Raw genomic sequence first — 26155 nt, 5'->3', positions numbered from 1 at the left:
GGCTGCGGGGCCTTTCTCGTGCAAGCGGATAAGGAGGGATGCGATCATGGCTACAGCGGCTACGGTTCAAGTTAGCGGCATGACGCATGTATACGTGTCGGACGCCCAGGCGAATCCGGCCCTGGAAAACATCGAACTGACCGTCCGTCCCGGCGAATTCGTCAGCCTGATCGGTCCGAGCGGATGCGGCAAAACGACGCTTTTGTCCGTTATCGCCGGATTGATCAGGCCGACCCGGGGGCAGGTGCTGATTAACGGCCGGGAAATGGATGCGCCCACTTCCCGGGTGGGGTATATGCTCCAGCAGGATTACCTGTTTCCGTGGAGGACGATTTACGGCAATGCCGTTATCGGACTTGAGCTGCTGGGCAGGCTGAACAAGGAAACGGAGGCGTACGTTGACCATCTCCTGGAGGAGATGGGGCTGGCCGCCTACCGCGATTACCGGCCCGCCCAGTTATCGGGCGGAATGAGGCAGCGTGTCGCGCTCGTCCGGACGCTGGCCGCGGGGCCCGAGCTGCTGCTGCTGGATGAGCCGTTCTCCGCGCTCGATTATCAGACGAAGCTGCAGCTGGAGGATCTCGTCGTGCAGACGCTTCGTTCGCGAGGCAAAACGGCGCTGCTCGTTACGCACGACATTACGGAAGCCATCGCGATGAGCGACCGGATTATTTTGCTTGAACCGCATCCGGGGCGGATCCGGCGGGAAATCGCCGTTCCGGAACACATCCGGCAGACGCTGCCTTTCGAAGCGAGAGAAAAACCGGGCTTCCATGAGCTTTTCCACGAGATTTGGCAGGAATTCGAACGCATGGGCGGAAAGGGGACGGAAGCATGAGTCATGATCCGGCAGGTGGACCTGCACGACATAAAGAAGCCGGTTCCGGCCCGGCGGCGCGCGATTCGGATCATACGGGCGGCGGAACGCTTGCGGAAACGATCCATGCGGCCCATCTGGAAAGCAAACGCAAAACGGCGGTTCGCGTCCGCGTGACCCAACTGCTTATCCTGGCCGTCAGTTTGGGCTTGTGGGAAGCCGCGGGCCGGATGAAGTGGATCGATGTGCTTCTGTTCAGCTATCCGAGTAAAGTTTTCGTGCTCCTGGCTTCCAAAATCGCGGACGGCTCCATTTTTCCCCACACGGGATATACCGTCTATGAGACGGTGGTAGGCTTCGTGCTGGGTACGCTGTTCGGAACGGCGCTGGCGATGCTGCTCTGGTGGTCGCCCTTCCTGTCCCGCGTGCTCGATCCGTACATCGTCGTGCTGAACAGCATGCCGAAAGTGGCGCTGGGTCCGCTCTTTATCGTCGGCTTCGGTCCCGGAATGCTGTCCATTATCGCGACGACGCTGTCGGTGACGGTCATCATTACGACGCTTGTGGTGTACGGAAGCTTCAAGGAGGTCGACGACAATTACGTCAAAGTCGTCCGAATCTTCGGAGGAAGCCGGGGCGAGGTCTTCCGTAAAGTGATTCTTCCCGCGTCTTTTCCCACGATAGTGGCAACGTTGAAAGCGAACGTCGGCCTTGCCTGGGTCGGGGTCATCGTCGGAGAGTTCCTGGTTTCCAAAATGGGACTCGGGTATCTCATCGTGTACGGTTTCCAGGTGTTTAACTTCACCCTCGTAATCGCGAGCCTGGTCGTTATCGCAATCGTCGCGACCTTTATGTATCAGGCTGTCGTCTACCTGGAGAATAAACTGATGTCCCGGCGGTAAGCCTGATAGAAGCCTGAACTTCCGGACCCTGTGACCGGCAGACTTGAACTGAAGCGCCGAACATGGAATAATCGAAGCAGAAAATATCCACATGACGGAGCATACATCTATGAATATTCCTTTCATCGGCATTCGCGTCTTAAAAACGGCTTTGGCCGTCATCGTTTCGATTACCTTGGCCCAGTGGATCGGCTTAACCAGCCCCAATTCCGCAGGGCTTCTTGCCATTCTCGGCGTGCAGGTGACGAAGCGCCGCGGCATCAACAACGCGTTTCAGCGGATCGCGGCATCCATTCTGGCTGTACTTTTCGGCTCCGTGCTGTTCAGCCTGCTCGGCTTCCACGTGTGGGTGCTCAGCCTTTTCGTGCTCCTTGTGTTTCCGGTCCTCCACCGGATCAAGCTGAGCGACGGGGCCGTCACGGCGTCCGTAACCATGTTCCATCTATACAATGCGCAGTCGATCAGCGCGCCGCTTATTTTAAATGAAATCATCCTTCTTATCGTAGGACTCGGCACCGCGACACTGATCAACATTTCGTATATGCCCAAGGCGGACAAAGAAATCGAATTTTACCGGGCCAAAGTCGAAGGACTTTTCTCCGACGTCTTTCTGCATATCGCCGAGCATCTCCGGGATACGACGATCGTCTGGGGCGGCAAGGAGCTCCTGGAGCTGGACGAAGTGCTGCAAACGGGCACCGAGACCGCCAGCCGCTCGCTTGAGAACGCGCTGCTTTTCGGCACCCATGCCTATACGGACATACAGCTTTATTTTTACATGCGCAACGAGCAGTTCGAATCCATTCAGCGGATGGCGCTCTTGGTGTCCCATGTAAGCCGAGAACTGCCTCTCGGGGAAAGTCTCGCTTCCATTTTCGAAGAGCTGAGCAGGGACTGCAAGGTAGACTACTACACCGGACGTTCGGAGAAAAAGCTGGCCGCCCTGCAGGCGAACTTCAAGATGGAGACGCTGCCCCAGACGCTTTCCGAGTTTGAGGCGAGAGCGGCTCTCCAGCAGTTAACCCGGGAATTGAACCAGTATTTGAATATCGCCAAAAAACAAAAAAAACAGAAGCCCGCTTCCGCGCGCTCCTGATCCTATGGTTATTTTGGATGATTCCCCTGAGCCTCCTGAAGGCCCGGATTTTTATATCGTTGATTCGAATTTTAGGCCAGTTTCTCGATCGAAAGTGAGGCGCTTACGGTCGGAGTTCCTCCGCCGATTGCGTTTTGTAGAGTTAACGCGCCCGTATTATCTATCCGGTTTAAGGTCAATACTCCGCCGGCCGTTAATTGAACGAGTACCTGCCCGGTGTACGGATTGTTTCCGGCATTGGTTCCGTAGTTGCTGCACGGTACTAAAGCCGGAGGGACCGGGCCGGCCGCATCCGGGTCGAAGAACAAGCCGAAAGCGTTATTTCCGGGTGTAGGGAACACTTCGTAAGTTATTTTATAAAAGCCGCTCTCGTTTATGACAATGCTGGACGGAGGCGCGAATGTGACGGCTGTGGCGTTGATGACGAAGCCGTTAAAGGATACGGCCCCGCCTTGCCCTCCCGGTACGGCTGCCGCGGCTATCGTCTGCGCCTCTGTGCTGCACAAAAAGGCAAAGGATGAAATTCCGCCCGCGGGTCCCTGCGGTCCGGCAGGACCTTGGATTCCCTGAGGCCCGGTTAAGCCGGTAAGACCTTGAGGTCCTTGCGGGCCTTGGGGTCCCGTTAAACCTGGAAGTCCTTGCGGGCCTTGAGGTCCGGGAAGGGGCGTTACGTTTACGTTGGGCGGAGGACAGGATACTCTTACGATTTTCTTTTTAACGATAACGACTTTATTTTTTCTTTTCGGTTTACACACGATAACTGTTTTTTTGTGACATCTTTTTCTTTTTGGACAATTCATTTAAGATACCTCCTCGGAATGTTTAATACAAGATCATCCTATGACAGGTATCTCATGTACGAAAGGACGTTAACCTATTATTGGAAAAAGAGGTACATGCGGAGGGGCATTCGTCTAGTGTCTATCAATTAAGTCCAATCAAACTTTTATAGGGTACATAAAGTGATAGTGGACAATGAGATACCTTACTATTTAAGGCCCCTGTTCAGGGGCTTTTTTTTTTATTCAAAATGCGCTTAACCCGTATGTTGCCAGCCTCAAACCACGGCCGTATACGACAACAGGCATTATAACCATGGTGAAAGCGTTGAACTTTCTCAAATCTCTTATTTATGTTCATCCGTTCTTGGTGTATTTTCGTGAGTTTGTGAAAATAATCACTTTGTAGGACCGTAGGGAGTATGGGGGATTGGGTTTTTATCGATGACAGTCCGGGGCGGGCAGGAGCTCCTGGAGCTGGGTGAAATGCTTGAATGGGCACAGAGATCAGGAAAAGCAAACGACCGTGCCCCGGTATAAAACGGGGAAACGGCCGCAGCTTAATTAGACTATCATTTGTTTGTGTATACTTGACGGGCATGATCGCCAATAAAGGCTTAAAATAATTTTTTCCTTTTAAAGTACTGAAATAATCTTATGATAAAAATTATCGGCAGGATTATTGTCAATAAATATTTAACCAAGAGGAGCTTTTCAAACTCAAAGAAATAATAAAAGAAAGCTGCTGCAAATAGAAACGCTAACGTTAATAATTCATCTTTTTCATTAAGCATTAAAGAGCCGAAAGCAAGCCCAGTAAGAATAATGGGTAGAATGAAATTTCCGTACATATATAACAAGTAGGGTTCCGGATAAAAATTTTTGAAAACAAACAGAGAGAGAACTAACAAAAAAAGTGCCGAAAGACTAAAAAAGTACCAGCGTTTATTTTTCCTGTTATGCATGCTCCTTCTTCACACCTTTGTAGAAAATAAAAAAGTCTCTCATTATTTTATGTGAGTTTGGGAAGTGAGTAAATGGGAAAACGTCTTAATTCTGTATGATAAAATCGTTCAGAATCCGATGTGTGTAACGAAGACTGCCGGCTTTTTTCTTTTTGCCGGATTTGAGTCGTATGGTTCCAGGAACCGGATGATTATTTGATGGAGATTTAAAAGCAACTGCACAATATCGCCAGAGCAACACGACACGTTTAAGCCCGTGCACGAAACTGGACAAAAAGATAACCGGCTGCGTTCAACCGCAGCCGGTTTTTGAAGACAGACCCTAAACTGGCCCGCTTTCATCTAAATCGGTTTGTTTCCATTTAACTATTATAAGAAGACGCAGCTTGATTTAATGCGGATTTTACAAATTATCTTGATTGGATTGTGTCCGTTCAATCAACAATCGCCTATGTCCTGCATACACTTGTAATGAATGATTGCATGGAGGAGGTTGAAAGGATGTCAATAGATAGAAATTTGCAAAGCAGAGAGATCATCGTGAAAGCTGTCTGCGGCAAAGGACGCAAATTTTCGCACGTAAGTCATACCGTGACTCCGCCTCATGCTCCAACCAGTATCTTAGGCGCCTGGATTATCAACAATCAGTACGAAGCCGTCAAGTCTGGAGAGGGAGTCGAGGTCGTCGGTACTTACGATATCAACATCTGGTATTCGTATGATCGGAATACGAAAACCGATGTCGCGAAAGAAACGGTATCTTATGCGGAGGTAGTCGGCTTGTCGTATCTCGACAAGCGGCACAAGTCTGCCACGGCGGAAGTTTCTGCGGTCGCAACGCAGGAACCGAACTGTGTGGAAGCGAGCATCTCCGGAGGCGGGAACGTGCTGATCCGCGTAGAGCGCGAATTTCATGTGGAGCTGACGGCGGAAACGAAAGTGCACGTGATTGTGGATCCGAACGGCGGAGATTTCGAAGAGAAGCATGTAGACTTCGATCTCATCAGCGATGATGGAGATTTCGAAGATTTAAACCCCGATCTGCTGGAAGATGATTTAAGTTAAAGGATAATTCATCTTATGCACCGGAAGAAGCTGGGGCAGAGGGCGTTTGCCCTCTTTTTTGTTTCTCCGGATAAAAATGGGCAGCCGGGAGGAGGACGACTATGCAGCTCTTCGTGCTGTACTCCGGGCGGGATAATAAGCAGGCGGCTTCTGTCATTGGCCGGGAACTGGATCTTCTGAATATTCCGCATGGGGAAAAGCTCCCGGACAAAACGCCTGCAAGAATCGCGGCCTGGGGCAAACTAACTGCGGAGCAGGCGGGGGATTTAGCCGCCATGCCCCGGCGCACTCTGCTGCAGACTCCGGAAGCAGTCTCCCTGGCGGTGAGGGAAGAGGACGCAAGGATACAGCTTGCCGTACACGGCATCCGGACGATCCACGGTTCCCGGGGAGGTACGGAGGCCGAACGCCGCGGTCGCGGCATCCGCCGGGGCGGCGGAACTTATTCCTACGAATACCGCATTCCGGTTTTCCATATGGAAGCCCTCGCCGTCTACCGGCAGAAAAACAACCTGCTGCTTCTTCCAGGCTCGGCCGGAACAGAGCCGTCCGGCTTTCAGGAAGTGAGCCTGGAGCAGCAGACGTTTCACACCCAGCGCGCCGTCCGCGAGTCGGTCAAGGCGGTGTACGCTCTCGGTCTCGACTACGGCCTCGTGCATGTTGCGATCGAGCCGTCCGGCAGGACGCTCGTGCTGCGCGTGGATCCTGCGCCGGAGCCCGACCGGCCGCTCGCGGCGCTCTTCGCGCAAGCCATCGGGCGTTACGCCGTGCAGCTCTCGCAGGAGCTGGGGCGGACGGAGCCGGCGGTACTCGGGAGCGATCCCGAGTTTCTGCTCGTCAATCCGCGCGGCAAAGTCGTATCCGCCTCCAAGTACCTGGAGCGGGAAGGACAGGTCGGCTGCGACGCGATCGTGCTCAGCGGCCACCGCGTCATTCTGCCGCTGGCCGAGCTGCGGCCGCAGCCGAGCAGCGAGCCGGCGCAGCTGGCCGCCAATCTGCGCCGGACGATGCGTACGGCCGCCCGCAAGATCGGCGACGACAGCCTCGCCTGGATCGCCGGCGGCATGCCGCTGCCGGGCTTTCCGCTCGGCGGGCACGTTCATTTCAGCCGCTGCTGGCTGAATTCGCACCTGCTGCGCGCGCTGGATAACTACCTGGCGCTCCCTCTCATGATGATCGAGGGGGAGACGACGGCGCTGCGCCGCCCGCGCTACGGGCTTCTCGGGGATTACCGCCGGCAGCGGCACGGCGGATTCGAGTACCGGACGCTCCCGAGCTGGCTCGTTTCGCCCGAAATCGCCCTCGGCGTTTTCTCGCTTGCGCGGATTATCGCGGACCGCTATTACGAGCTGGACCGGCGGCCCTTGGACGACCTCGACGCGCAGGAGAACTATTATGCCGGCAATAAGCCGGCCCTCGCGGATGCCGCGGAAAGCTTATGGGCGGATCTCGAGAAACAGCCCATGTACGGGGAATTCGCCAGGTATTTGCGTCCGCTAAGGGAACAGTCCCGGCGCATGGAAGGCTGGCAGGAACTCGCCGATTTCCGGCGGAGCTGGAAAATCGGTCCCTACGGACGGAAACAGGATGACGCACGGGAAAACATGCTATAATAGAAGAATCATAGACAGCCTTATCCGCTGAACGTTTTGTCGGAGGTTTAGAATGACTCAATACACACCCATGATCCAACAGTATCTGGCAATCAAGGCTCAGGTGCCGGATGCTTTTTTGTTTTTCCGTTTGGGAGATTTCTATGAATTGTTTTTCGAAGACGCCATCAACGCTTCCCGCGAGCTGGAGATAACCTTGACGGGACGCGGCGGCGGCACGGAAGAGAAGATTCCCATGTGCGGGGTTCCCTATCATTCCGCCGACAATTATATTTCCCGTCTCATAGAGAAAGGTTACAAGGCCGCCATCTGCGAGCAGGTGGAGGACCCTTCCGCAGCCAAGGGCGTCGTCCGCCGGGAAATTGTCCGGATCGTGACGCCGGGCACCGTGATGGACGGAAAGACGCTCGGTGACGCCAGCAACAACTACATAGCGGCCGTTGCACAGGTCGGAGGCCGGTACGGCTTCAGCGCCTGCGACGTGTCCACCGGGGAGTTGTACGCAACCTCCTTGTCGGACTCGTTCCAACTGCTGATCGACGAGCTGAACGCGTACGGACCGGCGGAGATTATCGGGGACGGTCCGCTTCTTGACCGGGTCCGCGGGCAAATTCCGCTTACGGCGAAATCCACGGTATTTACGGCGTGGGAGCAGGCGGCGGATGACAAGCTCGCTCCGCAGTTCGGCGAAGGGGCGGCCGGGAAGCTGGACGCTTCCGCAAGACGCGTCGTTTCCCTTCTCCTTGCCTATTTGCATGAAACGCAGAAGCAGAGCTTGACGCATATCAAAGAAATTCGCGCTTACTCGCCCCAGCAGTACATGACGATGGATCCTTTCACGCGCCGCAACCTGGAACTCGTGGAAACGGTCCGCGAACGCAGCCGCAAAGGCTCGCTCCTATGGCTGCTGGACGAAACGGTCACCGCGATGGGTGCGCGCATGCTGCGCCGTTGGATCGAAAAGCCGCTGATGCAGGCCGATGCGATCCGCAATCGTCACGACGCGGTGGAAACGCTGTACAAACAGTTTATTTTGCGCGACGATCTGCGCACCGTTTTGAAAGAAGTATACGATCTGGAGCGGCTCGTTGCCCGGATGGCCTACGGAAGCGCCAACGCCCGGGACATGATCGCGCTCCGGGTTTCGCTGGAACAGGTACCCCGGCTGAAGGACGTCTGCGCAGGTGCGGGCGCCCGTGTACTGGAGCGTCTTGTCGACGAAATGGACCCCTGCTCCGACATCTCGGAGATGATTCTCGGTGCCATCGAAGACGAGCCGCCGGTATCGGTCCGAGACGGAGGCATGATCCGCGAAGGCTATCACGATTACCTGGATCAGCTTCGCGAAGCGAGCACCAACGGGAAGAAATGGATCGCCGAGCTGGAAAGAAGCGAACGCGAGGCGACCGGCATCAAGTCTCTCAAGGTCGGCTACAACAAAGTGTTCGGTTACTACATCGAGGTAACCAAAGCCAACGTCGGGTCCCTTCCCGAGGGGCGCTACGAGCGCAAGCAGACACTCGCCAACGCCGAACGCTTCGTCACTCCCGAATTGAAGGAGAAAGAAGCGCTTATCCTTGAGGCGGAGGACAAACGCACCGATTTGGAATACCAGCTTTTCGTTGATCTTCGGGAGCGGATTTCCTCGCAGATCGGACGCCTTCAGAAGCTGGCCGAGGCGATAGCCGAGCTGGACGTGTACCAGTCGCTGGCTGCGGTAAGCGCGTCCAACCGGTTTATCCGTCCGGAGATCGGCGACGGCTACGATCTGCACATCGAAGAAGGCAGGCATCCGGTCGTCGAGGCGGTGCTTGAAAGCGGAGCGTTCATCGAGAACGAGACGAAGCTTGCCGCCGGAGACGGAAGCATGCTGCTGATTACCGGCCCGAACATGGCGGGTAAAAGCACGTATATGCGGCAGGTTGCCGTTATTTGCCTGATGGCGCAGATCGGCTGTTTCGTACCGGCAAGCAGCGCGAAGATTCCGATCATCGACCGTATTTTCACGCGGATCGGGGCAGCCGACGACCTGATCGGCGGCCAGAGCACGTTCATGGTCGAAATGATGGACATCCAGGTGATGACGGAGAAAGCGACCGAGCGCAGCCTCGTCATTATCGACGAGCTGGGCCGTGGAACCTCGACAGGCGAAGGCATGGCGATCGCCCAGGCGGTCATCGAGTTCCTTCATCACGAGATCGGGTGCAAAACGCTCGTTTCCACTCACTTTCACGAGCTGGCCCACCTGGAGGAGAGTTTGCCGCAGCTGCGGAATTACTGCATGGCCGTCAAGGAAAGCGGTCAGCAGGTTACGTTTCTGCGCAAGCTGATCCGGGGCGCGGCCAGTACGAGCTATGGCATCTACTGCGCCCAGATCGCGGGTCTGCCTGACGGCATTATATCCCGGTCCTACGAGCTGCTGCAGGCATTCGAAGCGCGTGCGGCAGCCGATGCGCCGGAACCGGGAGCCGGATCGTCCGGCGGGGCCGTTCCGGCGGGAGCTGCTGCATCCCTTGGGTCCGCAGTAGCAGCGGGAGATATCGGCGAAGCCGGCGCTCCTTACGCTACGCCGAAGGGAGCGGCCTCCCCGGGATTAGCGGGATCGCCCGTGGAGCAGCTGAGCTTTTTCGAAGAGGCGAAGCCGGCCCGGGAGCATGCTCAGACGCCTGCCGCCAAACCCGATCCGCAGACGCGAGCGGCCATCGAAGAGCTCAAAGCGCTGGATCTGCTGAATATAACGCCGCTTCAGGCGATCAACGTTTTGTATGAGCTTAAGAAAAAATTACAGAGCTGACAGCGGAAAAGTGGTCTTTTTCCAGATGAACAGTTCCAATCAAAATGACGCACGAAGCCGGGATTAAGCGATACCTGGGGGTCCGCCTCCGTTTTCCTGCCGCATCGTATCTTAATAAAAGGGTGATTATGAATGGGTTTTCCCGGTATTCGTATATTTAAAACGGCCGCAGCCGCCGCATTGGTGTTCGGCGCGGTCCTTCCGGCTTCCGCCTGGGCTCAGGAAAGCGCGAAGATTACAGACGAAGTGAGACAAGTGCTCGGCCAGTATCACGTAAGCGGCGTTACGGCCGGTGAGCTTAAAGGTCTGAGCATTGCGGACATGCTGAAAAAAATTAACGCCAAAGACCCGTACACAACCTACTTCACCAAAGAACAACTGGAAAAATTCACGGACAGCCTGGAAAACAATTATTACGGCATCGGCGCCCAGATGGGCAATGACGATATCGGCGTGTATGTGGACAAGGTTTTCGAAGGATCTCCGGCGGAGAAGGGCGGACTTAAGAAAGGCGATTACGTTCTGAAAGTCGCCGGCGTTTCCGCTCAAGGAAAAAATGTAAGCGAAGTGGTGAGCGGGGTTCTCGGCCCCGAAGGAACCAAAGTCGAACTGACGGTTAAGCGTGACGGTAAAGAAGTGAAACTGACCTTCACACGGGCGAAAATCCATATGCCTAACGTAGAAGGCTACCTCATCACGCCGAGCACCGGTTATATCAAAATCGACAGCTTCTCAAGCGATGCGGATGAAATTTTCGACGCGACCTTTTCGGCTTTGCAAAAAATGGGCATGAAATCGCTGGTTATCGATTTGCGCGATAATCCGGGCGGACTCGTGGAATCGGCCCAGAATATCGCCTCCAAATTTGTGAAGGAAGGCGTCTTCGCCCATACGAAAAACCGCAACAACGAAGATACGCCCCTCCAAATCAAAGGAGGAACGACTCAGGACCTGCCGGTTTTCATGCTTATGAACGAGAACAGCGCCAGTGCATCCGAGATGCTTGCCGGAGCCCTGAGGGACTACGGAGTGGCCGAGGTTATCGGCATGAAGAGCTATGGCAAGGGAAGTATGCAGAGTCTGCACAGTCTTTCCGATGAAAGCGCGGTGAAGGTGACTTTCGAGGAATATTTGACTCCAAAAATGAAGCCGGTCAACGGAGTGGGTATTGTGCCCGACGTTGAAGCCGACGGCTACACGGCCCAGCTCATTACGGCCCTGCGCAAAGCGGGAACGAGTTCGTTCCAGGTACGCGTGACCAAACATGATGTAACCGTCAATCAGGTGGAAGTGACGGAGCCGTACAGACCGATCCGCGAAGGAGGACACGTTTTCGTCGCTTCCCGTACGCTCGCGGCCCTGATCGGGGCCGAAATCAAGTGGAATCAGACCGCACAGGCGGTTAACATAAACAACGGTAAAGGAATTCACACATTCGCGATGTCACCCGACACCCTTCTTCTTAAGAACGGGACGAGCTATATCAATCTGGATAAATTTGACGATATCTATCCGCAGCTGCACTGGGAAGATGCAGACAATCTTTTGCAGCTGGAGACGGAGAAGGAGTAGGTTAAGATGGGCAAAATTCGGCTTCTTGACGAGCATATCGCCAACCAAATCGCAGCTGGCGAAGTAGTAGAGCGTCCGGCATCGGTCGTGAAGGAACTGGTAGAGAACTCCATTGACGCCGGAAGCAGCCGCATCGATGTCGTTGCGGAAGAAGGCGGGTTGCAGCTCATCCGCGTAACAGATAACGGCTCCGGGATCGAGAGCGAGGATTGCGAGCTGGCTTTCTACCGCCATGCGACGAGCAAAATCCAGTCGGGCAAAGATCTCTTTTCCATCCGTACGTTGGGATTTCGCGGTGAGGCGCTCCCGAGTATCGCGGCCGTTTCCAAAACGGAATTCGTGACGTCGACGGACGGCAGCGGTCTGGGGCGCAAGCTTGCCGTGGACGGCGGGGACGTCGTTACGCAGGAAGAAACTTCCGCACGCAAAGGGACCGATATTTCGGTCAAAGAGCTTTTTTACAATACGCCCGCACGCCTGAAATATATGAAGACCATCCAGACGGAGCTGGGACATATTTCCGACTATATGTACCGGCTCGCCCTGGCGCACCCGGATATCGCTTTTACATTAAAGCATAACGGCAACAGTCTTCTGCAAACGCTCGGAGGAGGCGATCTGCTGCAGGTTATCGCGGGAGTGTACGGATCCGCCGTCGGCAAGCAGATGATCGCGGTCGGAGGAGAGAGCCTGGATTACAAAATTTCGGGCTATATTTCCCGTCCCGAGCTGAACCGGGCGAACCGCAGCGCCATTTCCATTATGGTGAACGGCCGGTACGTGCGGAGCTTCGCCGTCCAGCATGCCATCATGAGCGGATTTCATACGCTTCTGCCGATCAACCGTTTTCCGGTGGTCGTTCTGCACATCGAGATGGACCCTTCGCTTGTGGATGTGAACGTGCATCCGTCCAAGCTTGAAGTCCGTTTCAGCAAAGAGCCCGAACTGGTAAAAATGATCGAGGACATGATCAAGGAAGCTTTGGGACGCCAGGTTCTTATTCCAAAAGGCGTTCAGGCCTCCGCACGGATCAAGGAATCGTTCGTCCAGGAGACGATGACGCTGTACAGGCCGGAGGCGGATCCTTTGCTGAAGCAGGGAACTACCCCGGCCCAGTGGAGAGAACAGCTGTCCGTCCCTGCGGACGGACAAGGACCGGCTTCCGCGGAAATCCGCGAAGGGGCCGGAGAAGAGCGGGGCGCTGCCCGAGGGAGCGAGGAGGACGAGCGCCTGCGCAGCCTGGCTTCGCTCGACTCGCTTGCTCCGCCGGACGCCGCAGGCGAAAGCGGAGCTGGCTCCGCGGCGGAAGCGTCCGCTCCTGACGGCGACGTCGGGCGGGAGCGGCAGTCTCCCGCTGCCGGAACAGCCGGCTTGCGGGCCGGCGCCGAAGCGGCACCGCATCAGGCGCCGCGCGGCACGGAAGCGCAAGCCGGCAGCGGCTTCGCGGGCTCGTCCGCGCCGCACGGAGCGGACGACCGGCGCTCCGGCTTCGCCGCAGGCGCAGCAGCTACCGGCGGCGTGCCGGCGTCAGCCGCGCGGGAAGCGGCGGCTTCGCAGCTGCGCGAGCCGCAGTCCCGGCCGGCCGCTGCCGAGCCATCCGGCGCGCCTTACGGCGGCCAGCCGCGAGGCGGCGCCTCCGCCGCGGGAAGCCGGACCGGCCGCGCATCCGCGCAGGACGACCGGCCGTACTCCCGCGAGGCGGCGGCGGGCAGCCTGCTTGCCGCGCTGCCGACGCGCAGCGACAAGGAAGCGCTCAAGCGGCCGGATTTTCCGTCGCTTTCGCCGATCGGCCAGCTGCACGGCACGTATTTGCTCGCCCAGAACGAAGCGGGCTTTTATATGATCGACCAGCATGCCGCCCACGAGCGGATTAATTATGAATACTACTACACCAAGTTCGGAGAACCACAGGAAGCCAGCCAGGAGCTCCTCGTTCCGATCCCGCTGGAGTTTACCTCGGCGGATTTTCAAGCCCTCCGGGACAAGCTGCCGCTTTTGGAGCAGGTAGGCGTTTATCTGGAAGCTTTTGGGGGTAATACGTACCTGGTGAGAGCCTATCCGCACTGGTTTCCGGCTGGAGACGAGCAGGCAATCGTCGAGGAAATGTGTGAATGGATTTTGACGGAGCGCAAGGGAGTGGACCTGTCCAAGCTCCGGGAAAAATCGTCCACCCTATGTTCCTGCAAAGCCTCGATCAAAGCCAACCAGAGTCTGAGTACCGCGGAAATGGAAGCGCTGCTTGACCGCTTGGGCGGATGCGGCAATCCTTATACGTGTCCTCACGGCAGACCGATCGTCATTTCGTTTTCGACCTACGAGCTGGAGAAAATGTTCAAACGCGTCATGTAAAAGTTGGCATCCCCGTGCCTGTTTTAAGCGGGGGAAGCCTTTACAGGGCGTACTTTTCCGCTCTGCGGCAGATGCGAAAGGATACGAACACGCGTTTTGACGTGCGGAAAGACTTTGTGATATGGTGTACATGTCCTTTGGCGGAAACGGGCGACCGTCCCGTCATCGGCTTAAAACTCGCTAACGGATAATGAGGGAATGTTGTGCTTGTAACCACATCTTACGACCCAGCCTCCGAAGACGTGGATAAAGCGATCGCCGCAGCCCGGACGCTGGGCGGCCGCTTTATACCGCGAAAACGGCTGACGCTTTCCGGAATGCGTTCGCGTTTCGGAGAAAACGAAATCCTTCTCATTACGAAGGAAGGCTTAAAATATGACTTCGGCGGCCCTCACGCGCTCTTTTTCCATCCGAGCATGGCCCTGGTCCGCTACAAACGGCTGCGTCAGGGTTCGACCGATCCGCTTCTTCAATTGTCGGGAGCCGGCCGGGGCGACGCCGTCGTAGACTGCACGGCCGGACTCGCTTCCGATTCGATCCTTTTTTCCTTCGCTGTAGGGGAAGAAGGCTCCGTAACGGCTTGGGAACACGGCCGGGTGCTGGCCTATTTGCTCGAGCAGGGCTTGAAATCCTACCGGACGGGAGAAGCCGAATTCGACGCCGCCATGAGACGCGTCGCCATCCGGCAGGGAGATCATCTTGACGGGCTGCGCGCCATGGAGGACAACAGCTGCGACATCGTGTATTTCGATCCGATGTTCCGGGCGCCGATCCAACAATCATCGGGTTTGTCGCCTCTGCGCAGTGCGGCGGACGACCGCCCTTTGGAAGCCGCGGCCGTGGAAGAAGCCCGTCGTGTCGCCCGCCGCTGCGTCATCCTCAAGGAAGGCCGGCAGAGCGGAGAATTCGACCGGCTTGGTTTCCGCGAGACCGTTCCTACCGGCAGCAAACTGGCTTACGGGGTGATCCGATGCTGAACGGCCCGGGCGTGAAACCGAAGCTGCTCGTTCTGATCGGCCCTACCGCGGTCGGCAAAACGAAGCTGAGCCTTGAAATCGCGGAGAGGTGGAACTGCGAGATTCTTTCCGGGGACTCCATGCAGGTGTACAGGGGAATGGATATCGGGACCGCGAAAGCGACTTCCGAGGAGAGGGCCAAAATCCCTCATCATATGATCGATATTCACGATCCCGGTTACCCTTACTCCGTTGCGGAATTTCAGCAGCGCGTCAGGCAGCTAGTGCCTGAGATTACGGAGCGCGGCAAGCTTCCTTTCCTCGTCGGCGGAACGGGACTCTACGTGGAATCCGTCTGCTACGAGTATCAGTTTCTGGAAGCCGGGGCGGACGAAGAATTCCGCCTGGAGAAGAATCGGTTCGCCGAGGAGCATGGAGATGAAGCTCTCCACCGGACGCTTGCCGAGGTGGACCCCGATTCCGCGCTTAAACTGCATCCCAACGACCGGCGGCGCGTCATCCGGGCGCTGGAAGTGTATCATCTGACGGGAAAACCGTTATCGGCCCATAATGCCGCCCAGAAAAAAGAATCCCCTTACGAACTATGTATAGTCGGACTGACCATGGACCGTCAGCTGCTGTACAAGCGTATCGAAGAGAGAATCGACATCATGATGGCCGAAGGGCTTGTCGATGAAGTGACAAGGCTGCTTGAAAGCGGAGTGCCCCGCCAATCTGTCGCGATGCAGGGCCTCGGTTACAAGGAAATGGTCTCTTACCTGGACGGGGAGATCTCCTTGGAGAGAGCGGTCGAACTCTTGAAGCGGGACACGAGACATTTTGCCAAAAGGCAGCTTTCCTGGTTCCGTCATATGAAGGATATCCAGTGGATAGACGTCACGGATACCGCAAACTTTTCTGGGCATCTCGAACATTTCCATGATATAATAACAGGAAAGTTTGTACACGATAACGAATATAATGCATAAGCAAACGCTTGCTTTTAGACTTGGCTCAGTTTGATTATGTTAAGGGGGACCTTCTGATGAAACAATCGATCAATATTCAGGACAATTTTCTGAACCAGCTCCGTAAAGAAAGCATTCCCGTTACCGTTTACTTAACCAACGGGTTTCAAATCAGAGGGTTGATCCGCGCTTTTGACAACTTCACGATTATTATCGACAGCGACGGCAGACAGCAAATGGTGTACAAGCACGCGATCTCCACGTTTACGCCTCAGCGTTCCGTATCTCTGATGCCGGCGCCTGAACAGTCCGCTGCCGAATAACCGGTCGGCAACTTTTTGTTTACCTGCTTCGTCTAAATTAAAGAATCGTCCGGAACAACCTTATTTTATAGGGTTGTTCTTTTACTAGTTGACACTTTTTGCAAGGCAGCCTGCCCCAGAGAGAGCCATGCACAGAAAGAGAGGGAGCGTTAATGGCAGCAAGCAGTAAAACGCCTTCGAAAGGCAAGAAACCGAAAAAAAAGGGGAATGCGGCGAAGGTTATATTGGGTGTGATTATTGCCGCCCTTCTCGCGCTCATATGCGCGATGAGCATTTATTTAGTCGTTTATTTGAATGGTCTTAAAATCCTTAATGCGAACATAGACAAACTGGACGATGCCCTGGGAGCATCGGTTATTTATGATGCCGATAAACAGGAAATCGCCAAAGTTATTAAGGAAAACCGGGAGAACGTAAAATTCGAGCAGTTCCCGAAGCAGCTTGTGAACGCGTTTGTGGCGACGGAAGACCGGCGCTTTTTCGAGCATGCCGGGGTTGATTTCTGGTCGCTCGGACGCGCGGTCGTCAAAGATATTATCGCTCGCAGCGCTGTCGAGGGGGGGAGCACGATCACCCAGCAGCTTGCGAAGAACGTCTTCCTAAACTCGGATAAAACGTTCTTCCGCAAAGGGACCGAGATGTCCATCGCGCTGGCTATCGACAACCAGTTCACTAAGGAAGAAATTCTGGAGAAATATCTCAACCGGATTTACTTCGGCAGCCAGGCTTACGGGGTGAAAGCGGCGGCGAAGCGGTATTTCGGCGTGACTGATTTGAAAGACCTGGAACTGTGGCAAATCGCAACATTGGCCGGTCTTCCGAAAGCACCTTCGAAGTATTCGCCGATTTCCGATCCCGAGGCTTCGAAAGACCGCAGAGCCGTCGTTCTCAGACTTATGACGGATCAAGGCTTGATCACCGAAGAAGAGCGCGCGCAGGCGGCGGCCGTCGATTACGATCCGAAGAAGCAGACACCGGTTGCCCAAAGCGACTTGTTCCCAAGCTTCCGTGACTACGTCATCAAAGAAGCCTACGACTTATACGGGGTTACGGATGAGCAGATCTCCAACGGAGGCTATAAAATTTATACGACGCTGAACAGCACGGCTCAGAAGGCGATGGATAAGGCGTACACGAACGCGAAGCTGTTCCAGCCGGACGGACCGGAGCAGCCGATGCAGAGTTCGATGGTTATTCTCGATAACGCCAGCGGCGGAATCGTCGCGATGATCGGCGGCCGGGACTATAAATCGGGAACGTGGAACCGTTCGTTTAAACCGCGGCAGCCGGGCTCTTCGTTCAAACCGCTCGTTGTTTACGCGCCGGCGATCGAGAAGAAGGGCTACCTGCCTACGTCCATTCTGGACGACACAAAGCAGGAATTCGGCAAATACGCCCCGAGAAACTATGACGGGCAGTATCTGGGTCAAGTCGATATGACCTATGCCATCAAGAAATCCAAAAACATTCCTGCCGTATGGACGTTAAGCAAAATCGGCATCAACACCGGTAAAGATTTCGCCAAGCAGCTCGGCATCACGTTCGACGAAAACGACAACAACCTGGCCATCGCCCTGGGCGGTATGACCAAAGGGGAGTCTCCGCTGCAAATGGCGCAAGCTTATGCGGCATTCGCGAACAACGGCGTTTATAATCAGGGGCACGCGATCTTGAAAATCGAGAAAAGCGACGGAACCATAATCGATTATAAAGCAGAGCCCAAGAAAGTGATGAGCGAGAAAACTTCCTGGTACATGACTCAAATGATGAAGGAAGTCGTAACGAGCGGCGGTACGGGTACGAAAGCCGATTTCGGCCGCCCTCTCGCCGGTAAAACAGGTTCGACCCAACTTGACTTGAAGGGACTGGAATCGCACTACCGCGATATCTGGTTCGTCGGTTATACGCCGCAGTGGACGGGAGCCGTCTGGGCCGGTTTCGACAAGACGGATTCGAAGCATTATATCCGCAAAAATTATTCGGACCGCGCCAACATGGTCTTCAGCGCCGTTATGGCCGAGGCGATGAAAGGCATTCCTGTAAAAGATTTCGAGCGTCCGAGCGGAGGCAAACCAATCGAGCAGGAGAAGCCTCCGGTCCAGGAGAAGAAGAGCGTTACGGATTTGAGAGCAGGCTGGCAAAACAGCGGCGTTCGCTTGAGCTGGACGGCTGCTGAAGGCACGAGCGCCTACCAGGTCTTCCGCAAAGGCCCGGGAGAAACCGACTTCGGTCAGCTTACGCCTTCCAACTCTACGGAATACATGGACCAAACCGTTCAGCCCGGCGGGACGTATGAGTACTACGTCGTTCCGGCCAACGGGGACGCGGCAGGAATCCAATCGAACGTTGCGTCCGTAACCGTTCCCGGGACGGAGCCGACTTCGCCGCCTGCCGATCCGAACGGCGACAACGGAGACAACGGCAATGGAAACAACAACGGGAACGGCAGCGGAAATGAGAACGGCAATGGTAATGGAAATAATAACGGCAATAACGGGAATAACAACGGCAACGGTAATGGCAATGGAAACGGCAATACCGGCAAAGATAAAGACAAAGATAAAGATAAAGACAAAGAAAAGAACCCGGGCAATACGAACGGTGGCTCAGGAAACGGCGGAGCTTCCGGCGGGACGGCTTCTCCGACCCCGACCCCAACTCCACCTCCGTCCGAACCGGGCGGCACGGGAACCTCGGGTTCCAGAGACGACGACAGGCAGCAGAACAACGGATAGCTGGCCTATATTCAGCACCCCTTACCTGACAGGTGAGGGGTGCTTTTTTACGGGCTGAAAATAGTTGTAAATTATTTCAATTACCCTCTTGTATTTCTTATTAATCCCAGTATAATACTAGGTATAAGGTGCTGAAGGAGCTGATGGTCATGCGAATACCCTCTATACAAGAATGGTCCCGTAAATGGGTAGATGATCATCTTGATTTGTATAATTACGCCGGCTCCCTTGGAGACACAGAATGGCAGGAAGCTATAAAGGAATCGCTCAAGTTCCGGGACAATTACGTCCAACAGGAAATTCGCGCGAAGATGAAGCAAGATCTTTGGAAGATGTATGATTCGATCAATCTGAAAATGCTGGAATTGTTCGAGCAGCTCAGGCAGAGCAAGGACAGCACGCAGATTGAAACGATCCGGGAGCAGGTATGGGTGCTTAAATCGCAGAGGATTGAAATTTCGAAGAAAATATTGGCAGTCAAGTAAGATTGACAGGTCAAAGGTTACGGGGTTCTTGCCGCGAATGTCTTGAGAAGGCAAAAAGGCAAAAAAAAAGACATGCGGTCGTCCGCTCTGCCGGGATGATGCTCCTACTCATTGTGGGATGAATAGGGGATTCAGTTAGAAAAGTCCGAATTACATAGACATTTGTTTCATTTCGCTCATCATCTTCATCATCATCGTCATTTTCTCGTCGCACTCTTGCATCTTGCCCATCATCATGTCCATATCCATATTCATTTCGGACATCATGTTCATTTGCATCATGCCGTCCATCATGCACTTCATGGTGTTCATTTTGCACATCATTTCATCCATACACATGGTCATCATCATTTGCATGCACATTTTTTCCATTTTAGGTCGCCTCCTTTCTCTATCAAATTTTTACTACTCTAGTAAGATACCCCATTTACCAATAAAAGGCAAGTCTTATCGGGAAATTCGACAGAAAAAATTTCTGTCTTTTTTTGGTTTTTAACAAAATTGTCAAGATCTCCGCCCCGGACAGCAAAAAAACTGACGAGAGAATGTCTCTGCGTCAGTTTTTCTCTTTATAACGCCGATAGGTTCGCCTCAGCCATTGACGACGGTGCCGCCGTTGACGTGAAGAATTTGTCCCGACATGTAGGAAGAATCGTCCGAAGCAAGGAAGACGTAACTCGGAGCGAGTTCCTCGGGTTGCCCGGCTCTCTTCATAGGCGTATCGGAACCGAAAGACGCTACCTTGTCCTCCGAAAAGGTCGAAGGAATAAGCGGGGTCCAGATAGGCCCCGGAGCTACGCCGTTAACACGGATCCCTTTTTCAATAACGGATTGGGAGAGTGCACGCGTAAAGGAGACGATAGCCCCTTTCGTTGACGAATAGTCGATCAGCGTCGGATTTCCTTTATATGCGGTAATGGAAGCCGTGTTAATCACGGCGCTTCCTTTTTTCAAATGAGGGAGGGCGGCCTTCGTAAGGAAAAACATCGAGAAAATATTGGTCCGGAACGTTTTTTCCAGCTGTTCCGCCGTAATATCTTCCAAGCTGTTCTGCGGATGCTGCTCGGCCGCGTTGTTGACCAGGATATCGAGCTTGCCCAGCCCGCTGACGGTCTCGTCGATTACTTGTTTACAGAAGGATTCGTCTCCGAGGTCTCCGGGAATGAGAAGGCATTTGCGGCCTTCCTGCTCCACAAGGGACTTCGTTTTTTCCGCGTCCGAATGCTCGCTTAAGTAAACAATGGCCACGTCCGCTCCTTCCTGGGCGTAAGCCACGGCAACTGCCCGGCCGATTCCGCTGTCACCTCCGGTGATGATCGCGACCTTGCCTTTAAGCTTGCCGGCCGGCCTGTACTTGCTATCCTCGAATTGCGGCTGAGGAGTCATTTGCGTCTCAATACCGGGTTGATTGTTCTGGTGCTGGGGTGGAAATGTCTGCTTTTGCTCCTTGTTCGTCGTCATGAAAACCGTCTCCTTTCTGTTCTAGCTTACCTTTCTCGGAAAAAATCATGCTTGAGGGAAAACCCTGTAATGGTACCGGAACAGGGGATGGAACCCTGCGCTCTCATATAAACGAAGAGCGGGCCTGTTGTCCTGCAGCACCTGCAAAAAAAACGGAAGAAGCGCCATTGCCGGCGCACCAGACAGCCAAATAAGACAGCAGCGCTTTCGCGAAGCCTTGTCCCCGCCGGTCCTTCGAGACAATGATATTGGACAGAATCGCCTGTTCGTCGGAAGTACGGGCCGTACCCAGCGCGACGGTCTCTCCGTCGTCCGTCACCAGGCGGACGAACACCTTCGGAGCGGGCATGCGTTCCAGCAAACCTTCGTAGAAGGAGCGGGCTTCCGCGGCATACCCCTCCAGTCCCATGAAATCATCCATCCATGCCGGATCAGGGGCCGTAAACAGCTCGGCGGTGACGCCGGCGCGCTCTTGATGTGGGCGCAGTCCCGCAAGCATTTCTGCTGCCGGAGCGATCATTCCGAAGCAGGGGGCCGTTATAATGCCCCCTTTGTCTTCCAGCATGAGATCCAGCTCCGGCGGCGACGAATCGCTGATATGAAATGCGGCGGGCAGTCCGCGGTCCGAATAGAAGCGGCGTATCCGCTCGAACCAGTCGGGATCGTCCGGCATGTCTCCGGCAGCAAGCACGCTGTTCGCGCGTTTCGTAAACCCGCCCGCCGCCCTCAGGCGCCAAGGCCCGAGAGCTTCCACTTCTTCCGGCGGCCACTGGTCCGCGGCCCATTTTTCCAATGTCAGGATATCCGCCTTCGTGTTCATCGGGTCATCTCCTTGACCTAACTCGTCTTTACCACGCAGGGGAAACAATTAAACGAGCCGGCGACTTATAATCATGCGTAATTATGTATAAAAATACATTAACTCCTGTTTTTATTCAAGAACTTTCAAGATGGGATCCGCCGCCGGCCTGAAAATATCTTTTTCGACAAAAATGATTTAAAATAAAAGAAAAACGCTGTGGAGGTCCGTATGCTGTTTATCGACAATCAATCCATCACAAAACCGCAGATCAATTTGGCGATTGAGGAATATGCGCTTAAGAATTTGCCCGCAGACGAAACTTATCTGCTTTTTTACATAAACGAGCCTTCGATCATTATTGGAAAAAACCAGAACACGGTCGAGGAAATCAACACGGAGTATGTGGAACAGAACGGAATTCACGTCGTCAGACGATTGTCGGGAGGCGGTGCCGTTTATCACGATCACGGGAATCTGAACTTCAGCTTCATTACCAAAGATGACGGCGAATCGTTCCATAACTTCCGTAAGTTCACGGAGCCGGTCGTCCAGGCCCTGCGCAAGCTGGGGGTAGACGCCGAGTTGAGCGGACGCAACGATATTCAAGTAGGCGAGCGCAAAATTTCGGGGAACGCGATGTTCGCGACGAAAGGGCGCCTGTTCAGCCACGGGACACTGCTTTTTCAGTCCGATATTGAGCATGTCGTTTCGGCACTGAGGGTCAAAGCGGAGAAAATCCAATCGAAAGGGATCAAGTCCATCCGCAGCCGTGTCGCCAATATTACGGAATTTCTTAAGAAGCCTATGACGGTTGAAGAATTCAGACAAGAGCTTCTGGAAAATATTTTCGGCATGAAGGTATCGGAAGTGCCTCAATACGTTTTAACGGAGAAGGATTGGGAGGCGATCCGCGAGCTTTCCGCGGAACGTTACGGCAACTGGGAATGGAATTACGGCAGATCCCCGAAAAGCGAACTCGTCAACTCCAAACGTTTTCCGGCAGGGACGATCGATGTGCGGATGAATCTGGAAGAAGGCCGGATCGGCAAAATGAAAATTTACGGGGACTTCTTCGGAGTAAAAGACGTCGAAGAAATCGAGCGTCTGCTTACCGGCGTGAAGTACGATACGCAGTCGCTGGAACGGGCTTTGGAAGGAACGGATATTACCGCCTATTTCGGAGCGGTCGGCAAGGAAGAATTTATCGGGCTGCTGACCTTGAAAGGAGAGGAGGCATAATGCCTCGTCTCTCACGCAAGTCATCGCCTCCGGCGGCATGCCCTCAGTGCAGCGGCAAGAGGTATATTTCTTTTAACTGGGCCAGGTTCCAGCACGGCAGCGATGCCGAATCGAAGCAGGTGCAGCGGGCGCTCAAGATCGAGAGGCAGCTCAAGCACGGCTGGGAGTATGCGTGCGTAAATTGCGGCAGCAGGTGGTACCTGGGCAGGGACGGCATTATGATGTCTTATATCCATCCGTCCAAAGCCGGGCTGGTGGAGCATTGGAATGCGGGTACATACGAGGTGTCCGATGAAATTTGGGATGAGCTCGGCAAAATCGGGGCTACGGCGCAGAGCAGCATTGCGGGCGGCCGGACTTCCGCGGAAGTTCCCTGCCGGGTAACGACCGTGCGGGGCGAGACATTCGACATGGCGTATGTCAGCTTTCAAAGCCGGCCCCCGATTGATTTGTGGCAGGACGGCCGACGTATCCGTTTTTGCGACGAGGTCGCGGCCGTGGAGCCGTCTCCGTATACGCTTCCGGCCGATGTCCGGCTGGCGACGTCCTGGGCCAGAGAAATCCGGATGGGCTACGCGCCCACCGCGGTTCAGGCGCCTGACGGCCATCTTTTCCAGCTCAACTGGGCGAACGATTTTTTTGCCTCGGGACCTTATAAAGGGGAAGATCTGAAGCTCACGGACTTGGCCGGGGACTGGGATCAGGCGGATATGGCCGGCGTGCCTTCGGAGCATATCCTTTACTTTGTGGCGGATTGGCGGACCGATCTGGATTCGCTTTATTTGGACAAGGAGGACGGCGGATCATCGGATCGAATGCCTGCGACTGGGGGAGAAGACGAGAATGACGCGGCTTCCGGGGAAGAAGATTCCGGTGAGCTGGAGAAAACAGCGGATGCGGAAGAACGCGAGTGATCGTACGATCGGCTATGTGCAGGATGCAGGTAAGCCTCATCTTGAGATGTTTATAGGAAAAGGAGAGGCGTAGGAGCCTCTCTTTTTTTGATTCAGGCGCCCATGATTCTGTCTTCTGGAACGGACGGTACCAAACCCAGAGATGAAAAAGCGGAAGTTTAACGGTTTTAAGAGGCTTTCTAAAAATCGATAGAGTATTCTATGCCTTTAGGGGCAATGGAAGAAACAGTCTCGACAATCCCCCGCTCATACTGAACCTCTCTTACATAAATGGATCTGTAATATTGTTTATAAATATCTTTCTGGCGAACCAGCGTTGAACAAGTGTCGTACTGGATAGCTCCATAATAATCGCGATGAAAAGGCACTGTTTCAGGAGCCGTGTATACTTTGGAATCCGGCCATACATAGTGGAACTCTCCGGAAATATTGCCGGCTACGGCCCGCTTTACAAGACTGGCGATACCGCTGTTATATAACCCGCTGATTTGCTTAGAAGCGCTTATTTGCTTACGTCCTGTCAGGGTAAAGCTGCTGCCGCGGGCGGAAGATCCCAGAAAAATATCATTTTGCCGGGGGCCGGTGTTCAAACGGGTTACGCTCGTTCCCGCATTGGAATAGACGGAATGACTGTACACTTCGGAAATTTGATCTGCCGGTGAGAAAGAAGAGTGTTTATTTTGCAAGGACGAGTCCTTCGGAATACGTTGAGGATCCGTATACGGAACCGCCGCATCTTGGACTCCCTGCTGCCCGGAGACAACATCGAACGTGCTGAAACGGATACCGGACACGGGGTCGATATAGGCGGAATCTACAGCCGCCGCATTTGCCGCAGGTAGCGTAGAAGCTGCCGCAGCGGCTGCGGCAAGCAATACACAAACGAATTTATTCACAGACTCACCTTTTCCCGAAAAAGATAAAGATACAAAGCGACACTACCACATATTCCAAAATATAACAATTGTTTTTGGAACCCGGCAATCTCCTGCGCAGCTTTCTCATATAACGCGCCTGTCCCGACGCCAAGTTTGTTGCATGACCCCGTTCCTTCTCTGCATATAATTATGAAAGAGGTGAGGAGAATGGACGCAACTTCAAGACGAATCACGGTCAGGAGCAATTCGCAGATCAATATTGTGTTTAACAGTCAAGAGGCTGCGCCACTTATACAGGAACCGGAAAATACAACCTTGGATATCCAATCGGAAACGTTCAACGAAACATTGAAGGAACTGAACACGATGATCGGCCTGCAGGAAGTGAAAGATCTTATTTATCAAATGTACGCCACGCTGCATATCAACAAGCTAAGGAGCGCAGCCGGACTTAAAGATAATTCGCAAGTATACCATATGATTTTTAAAGGCAATCCGGGAACGGGGAAAACAACGGTGGCGAGAATACTGGCCAAGTTGTTCAAAAGCCTGGGGGTTCTGAGCAAAGGCCATTTGATCGAGGTGGAGCGGGCCGATCTGGTCGGAGAATATATCGGGCACACGGCTATCAAGACGAGGGATTTGATTAAAAAAGCGCTCGGCGGCATCCTTTTTATCGATGAAGCTTATAGTTTGGCCAGAGGCGGGGAGAAGGATTTCGGCAAGGAGGCGATCGATTGTCTCGTAAAAAGCCTGGAGGACCATAAAAACGATTTTATTTTGATTCTTGCCGGGTATCCGGACGAAATCGATTATTTTTTATCGACGAATCCCGGGCTGCCTTCGCGTTTTCCGATCCAGGTTGATTTCACGGATTATAATGTGGATCAGCTTATTCAAATTGCGGAATTGATGATTAACGAGCGTGATTACATTATGCGCCTCGAATCGGTTAATAAACTGAGGGACATCATTATCATGGAGAAAGAAACGAGCCTTAACTTCAATAACGCGCGTTTCGTGCGCAATGTGATCGAGAAATCAATACGAAATCAGGCCGTCCGGTTATTAAGCCGGTACAAAAAGCCGTCCAAGCAGGATCTGATGGAGATTCTGCCTCAGGATGTGACGGCGGCGGAAAACAAACTTAAAATGGAATATGGTGTTTCATAAATCGCCGCCAGTGGAGCTAGACGGTAAAGCGGAACCGGCAGTCTGGCGTGACAGACGCGGACTGGACGGGAAAATGGGTAACGGTGAACGGAAAGCGAAAACGGAATAACGAAAAGTGAAAAGCGAAAAGCGAAAACGAAAACGAAAACGGAAAAGCGAAAACGGAAAAGCGAAAACGGAAAACCGAAAACCGAAAACCGAAAACCGAAAACCGAATAACAGAAGGATTACGGGTTAACTTTTTCCGTTCCACCTGGTCTTAAAAAACT

At 54.0% G+C, this 26155-nt stretch carries 21 protein-coding genes; 16 read left to right on the top strand and 5 right to left on the bottom strand.

The features are described 5' to 3' along the window. Nucleotides 1–46: 46 nt before the first annotated feature. From C4S74_RS08600 to C4S74_RS08590, 3 genes are all read left to right on the top strand, one after another. Complete coding sequence (locus C4S74_RS08600; protein ID WP_103994933.1) at nt 47–838, top strand: ABC transporter ATP-binding protein; 792 nt, start codon at nt 47–49, stop codon at nt 836–838. Beyond that, complete coding sequence (locus C4S74_RS08595; RefSeq protein WP_103994932.1) at nt 835–1719, top strand: ABC transporter permease; 885 nt, start codon at nt 835–837, stop codon at nt 1717–1719. The genes C4S74_RS08600 and C4S74_RS08595 overlap by 4 nt, the downstream gene beginning before the upstream one ends. Nucleotides 1720–1828: 109 nt before the next feature. Then, nucleotides 1829–2815 (top strand): aromatic acid exporter family protein, encoded by a 987-nt coding sequence (locus tag C4S74_RS08590; protein ID WP_103994931.1) that lies wholly within the window; start codon nt 1829–1831, stop codon nt 2813–2815. A gap of 71 nt (nt 2816–2886) precedes the next feature. Here the strand turns inward: C4S74_RS08590 and C4S74_RS27190 are convergent, their stop codons facing one another. After that, a complete protein-coding gene (locus tag C4S74_RS27190) occupies nt 2887–3615 on the bottom strand; it encodes a hypothetical protein (protein WP_103994930.1) in 729 nt (242 codons plus the stop codon). 1445 nt (nt 3616–5060) lie between these two features. Here C4S74_RS27190 and C4S74_RS08575 point away from each other — a divergent pair. From C4S74_RS08575 to C4S74_RS08530, 10 genes are all read left to right on the top strand, one after another. Then, nucleotides 5061–5624 (top strand): outer spore coat protein CotE, encoded by a 564-nt coding sequence (locus tag C4S74_RS08575; protein WP_009674367.1) that lies wholly within the window; start codon nt 5061–5063, stop codon nt 5622–5624. 101 nt (nt 5625–5725) lie between these two features. Beyond that, a complete protein-coding gene (locus C4S74_RS08570; protein WP_103994928.1) occupies nt 5726–7237 on the top strand; it encodes a hypothetical protein in 1512 nt (503 codons plus the stop codon). Nucleotides 7238–7289: 52 nt separating this feature from the next. Next, nucleotides 7290–10031, top strand: a complete 2742-nt coding sequence (gene mutS, locus C4S74_RS08565) for a DNA mismatch repair protein MutS (protein WP_103994927.1) — start codon at nt 7290–7292, stop codon at nt 10029–10031. A 132-nt stretch (nt 10032–10163) separates the two neighbouring features. Beyond that, a complete protein-coding gene (locus tag C4S74_RS08560; RefSeq protein WP_103994926.1) occupies nt 10164–11603 on the top strand; it encodes a S41 family peptidase in 1440 nt (479 codons plus the stop codon). Nucleotides 11604–11609: 6 nt separating this feature from the next. Then, on the top strand, nt 11610–13952 hold the full coding sequence (mutL, locus tag C4S74_RS08555) for a DNA mismatch repair endonuclease MutL (RefSeq protein WP_103994925.1): 2343 nt from the start codon (nt 11610–11612) through the stop codon (nt 13950–13952). A gap of 203 nt (nt 13953–14155) precedes the next feature. Next, nucleotides 14156–14929, top strand: a complete 774-nt coding sequence (locus tag C4S74_RS08550; RefSeq protein ID WP_103994924.1) for a class I SAM-dependent methyltransferase — start codon at nt 14156–14158, stop codon at nt 14927–14929. Next, on the top strand, nt 14923–15897 hold the full coding sequence (miaA, locus tag C4S74_RS08545) for a tRNA (adenosine(37)-N6)-dimethylallyltransferase MiaA (protein ID WP_103994923.1): 975 nt from the start codon (nt 14923–14925) through the stop codon (nt 15895–15897). Before C4S74_RS08550 ends, miaA begins: the two co-directional genes overlap by 7 nt. A gap of 56 nt (nt 15898–15953) precedes the next feature. Continuing rightward, nucleotides 15954–16199 (top strand): RNA chaperone Hfq, encoded by a 246-nt coding sequence (gene hfq, locus C4S74_RS08540; protein WP_009674373.1) that lies wholly within the window; start codon nt 15954–15956, stop codon nt 16197–16199. 152 nt (nt 16200–16351) lie between these two features. Beyond that, nucleotides 16352–18934: a transglycosylase domain-containing protein gene (locus C4S74_RS08535; protein ID WP_103994922.1), complete on the top strand. Its 2583-nt coding sequence runs from the start codon at nt 16352–16354 to the stop codon at nt 18932–18934. A 149-nt stretch (nt 18935–19083) separates the two neighbouring features. Then, nucleotides 19084–19419 (top strand): hypothetical protein, encoded by a 336-nt coding sequence (locus tag C4S74_RS08530; RefSeq protein WP_103994921.1) that lies wholly within the window; start codon nt 19084–19086, stop codon nt 19417–19419. Nucleotides 19420–19569: 150 nt separating this feature from the next. On the opposite strand, the gene C4S74_RS08525 is transcribed toward C4S74_RS08530, so the two are convergent. The 3 genes from C4S74_RS08525 to C4S74_RS08515 form a co-directional block, all read right to left on the bottom strand. After that, the gene (locus C4S74_RS08525; protein WP_103994920.1) at nt 19570–19791 is read right to left on the bottom strand and encodes a hypothetical protein; all 222 of its coding nucleotides are present in this window, start codon (nt 19789–19791) and stop codon (nt 19570–19572) included. A gap of 219 nt (nt 19792–20010) precedes the next feature. Beyond that, nucleotides 20011–20880: an SDR family oxidoreductase gene (locus tag C4S74_RS08520; RefSeq protein ID WP_103994919.1), complete on the bottom strand. Its 870-nt coding sequence runs from the start codon at nt 20878–20880 to the stop codon at nt 20011–20013. 103 nt (nt 20881–20983) lie between these two features. Continuing rightward, complete coding sequence (locus tag C4S74_RS08515; protein ID WP_258042438.1) at nt 20984–21700, bottom strand: GNAT family N-acetyltransferase; 717 nt, start codon at nt 21698–21700, stop codon at nt 20984–20986. Nucleotides 21701–21910: 210 nt separating this feature from the next. Between C4S74_RS08515 and C4S74_RS08510 the strand changes: the two genes are divergently transcribed. Both C4S74_RS08510 and C4S74_RS08505 read left to right on the top strand, forming a co-directional pair. Further along, nucleotides 21911–22921, top strand: a complete 1011-nt coding sequence (locus tag C4S74_RS08510) for a lipoate--protein ligase (protein WP_103994918.1) — start codon at nt 21911–21913, stop codon at nt 22919–22921. Beyond that, a complete protein-coding gene (locus C4S74_RS08505) occupies nt 22921–23835 on the top strand; it encodes a hypothetical protein (protein ID WP_103994917.1) in 915 nt (304 codons plus the stop codon). Before C4S74_RS08510 ends, C4S74_RS08505 begins: the two co-directional genes overlap by 1 nt. A gap of 179 nt (nt 23836–24014) precedes the next feature. On the opposite strand, the gene C4S74_RS08500 is transcribed toward C4S74_RS08505, so the two are convergent. Then, the gene (locus tag C4S74_RS08500; RefSeq protein ID WP_103994916.1) at nt 24015–24731 is read right to left on the bottom strand and encodes a hypothetical protein; all 717 of its coding nucleotides are present in this window, start codon (nt 24729–24731) and stop codon (nt 24015–24017) included. Nucleotides 24732–24920: 189 nt separating this feature from the next. On the opposite strand from C4S74_RS08500, the gene C4S74_RS08495 reads away from it, so the two are divergent. Further along, nucleotides 24921–25886, top strand: a complete 966-nt coding sequence (locus tag C4S74_RS08495; protein ID WP_103994915.1) for an AAA family ATPase — start codon at nt 24921–24923, stop codon at nt 25884–25886. Nucleotides 25887–26155: the final 269 nt, after the last annotated feature.

Source organism: Paenibacillus sp. UNC499MF, from assembly GCF_900107975.1.
Lineage (GTDB): Bacteria > Bacillota > Bacilli > Paenibacillales > NBRC-103111 > Paenibacillus_F.
Note: the sequence above shows the minus strand (reverse complement) of the source record. Positions and strands in the feature narration are given on the sequence as shown.

Bases quoted from the DNA above. Each gene is read 5' to 3' on its own strand.
- C4S74_RS08570 (WP_103994928.1), top strand. From the start codon at position 5,726: ATGCAGCTCTTCGTGCTGTACTCCGGGCGGGATAATAAGCAGGCGGCT.
- C4S74_RS08560 (WP_103994926.1), top strand. From the start codon at position 10,164: ATGGGTTTTCCCGGTATTCGTATATTTAAAACGGCCGCAGCCGCCGCA.
- hfq (WP_009674373.1), top strand. From the start codon at position 15,954: ATGAAACAATCGATCAATATTCAGGACAATTTTCTGAACCAGCTCCGT.
- C4S74_RS08495 (WP_103994915.1), top strand. From the start codon at position 24,921: ATGGACGCAACTTCAAGACGAATCACGGTCAGGAGCAATTCGCAGATC.
- C4S74_RS08525 (WP_103994920.1), bottom strand. From the start codon at position 19,791: ATGGAAAAAATGTGCATGCAAATGATGATGACCATGTGTATGGATGAA.
- C4S74_RS27190 (WP_103994930.1), bottom strand. From the start codon at position 3,615: ATGAATTGTCCAAAAAGAAAAAGATGTCACAAAAAAACAGTTATCGTG.
- C4S74_RS08515 (WP_258042438.1), bottom strand. From the start codon at position 21,700: ATGAACACGAAGGCGGATATCCTGACATTGGAAAAATGGGCCGCGGAC.
- mutL (WP_103994925.1), top strand. From the start codon at position 11,610: ATGGGCAAAATTCGGCTTCTTGACGAGCATATCGCCAACCAAATCGCA.
- C4S74_RS08505 (WP_103994917.1), top strand. From the start codon at position 22,921: ATGCCTCGTCTCTCACGCAAGTCATCGCCTCCGGCGGCATGCCCTCAG.
- C4S74_RS08600 (WP_103994933.1), top strand. From the start codon at position 47: ATGGCTACAGCGGCTACGGTTCAAGTTAGCGGCATGACGCATGTATAC.
- C4S74_RS08575 (WP_009674367.1), top strand. From the start codon at position 5,061: ATGTCAATAGATAGAAATTTGCAAAGCAGAGAGATCATCGTGAAAGCT.
- C4S74_RS08590 (WP_103994931.1), top strand. From the start codon at position 1,829: ATGAATATTCCTTTCATCGGCATTCGCGTCTTAAAAACGGCTTTGGCC.
- C4S74_RS08510 (WP_103994918.1), top strand. From the start codon at position 21,911: ATGCTGTTTATCGACAATCAATCCATCACAAAACCGCAGATCAATTTG.
- miaA (WP_103994923.1), top strand. From the start codon at position 14,923: ATGCTGAACGGCCCGGGCGTGAAACCGAAGCTGCTCGTTCTGATCGGC.
- C4S74_RS08535 (WP_103994922.1), top strand. From the start codon at position 16,352: ATGGCAGCAAGCAGTAAAACGCCTTCGAAAGGCAAGAAACCGAAAAAA.
- mutS (WP_103994927.1), top strand. From the start codon at position 7,290: ATGACTCAATACACACCCATGATCCAACAGTATCTGGCAATCAAGGCT.
- C4S74_RS08530 (WP_103994921.1), top strand. From the start codon at position 19,084: ATGCGAATACCCTCTATACAAGAATGGTCCCGTAAATGGGTAGATGAT.
- C4S74_RS08595 (WP_103994932.1), top strand. From the start codon at position 835: ATGAGTCATGATCCGGCAGGTGGACCTGCACGACATAAAGAAGCCGGT.
- C4S74_RS08520 (WP_103994919.1), bottom strand. From the start codon at position 20,880: ATGACGACGAACAAGGAGCAAAAGCAGACATTTCCACCCCAGCACCAG.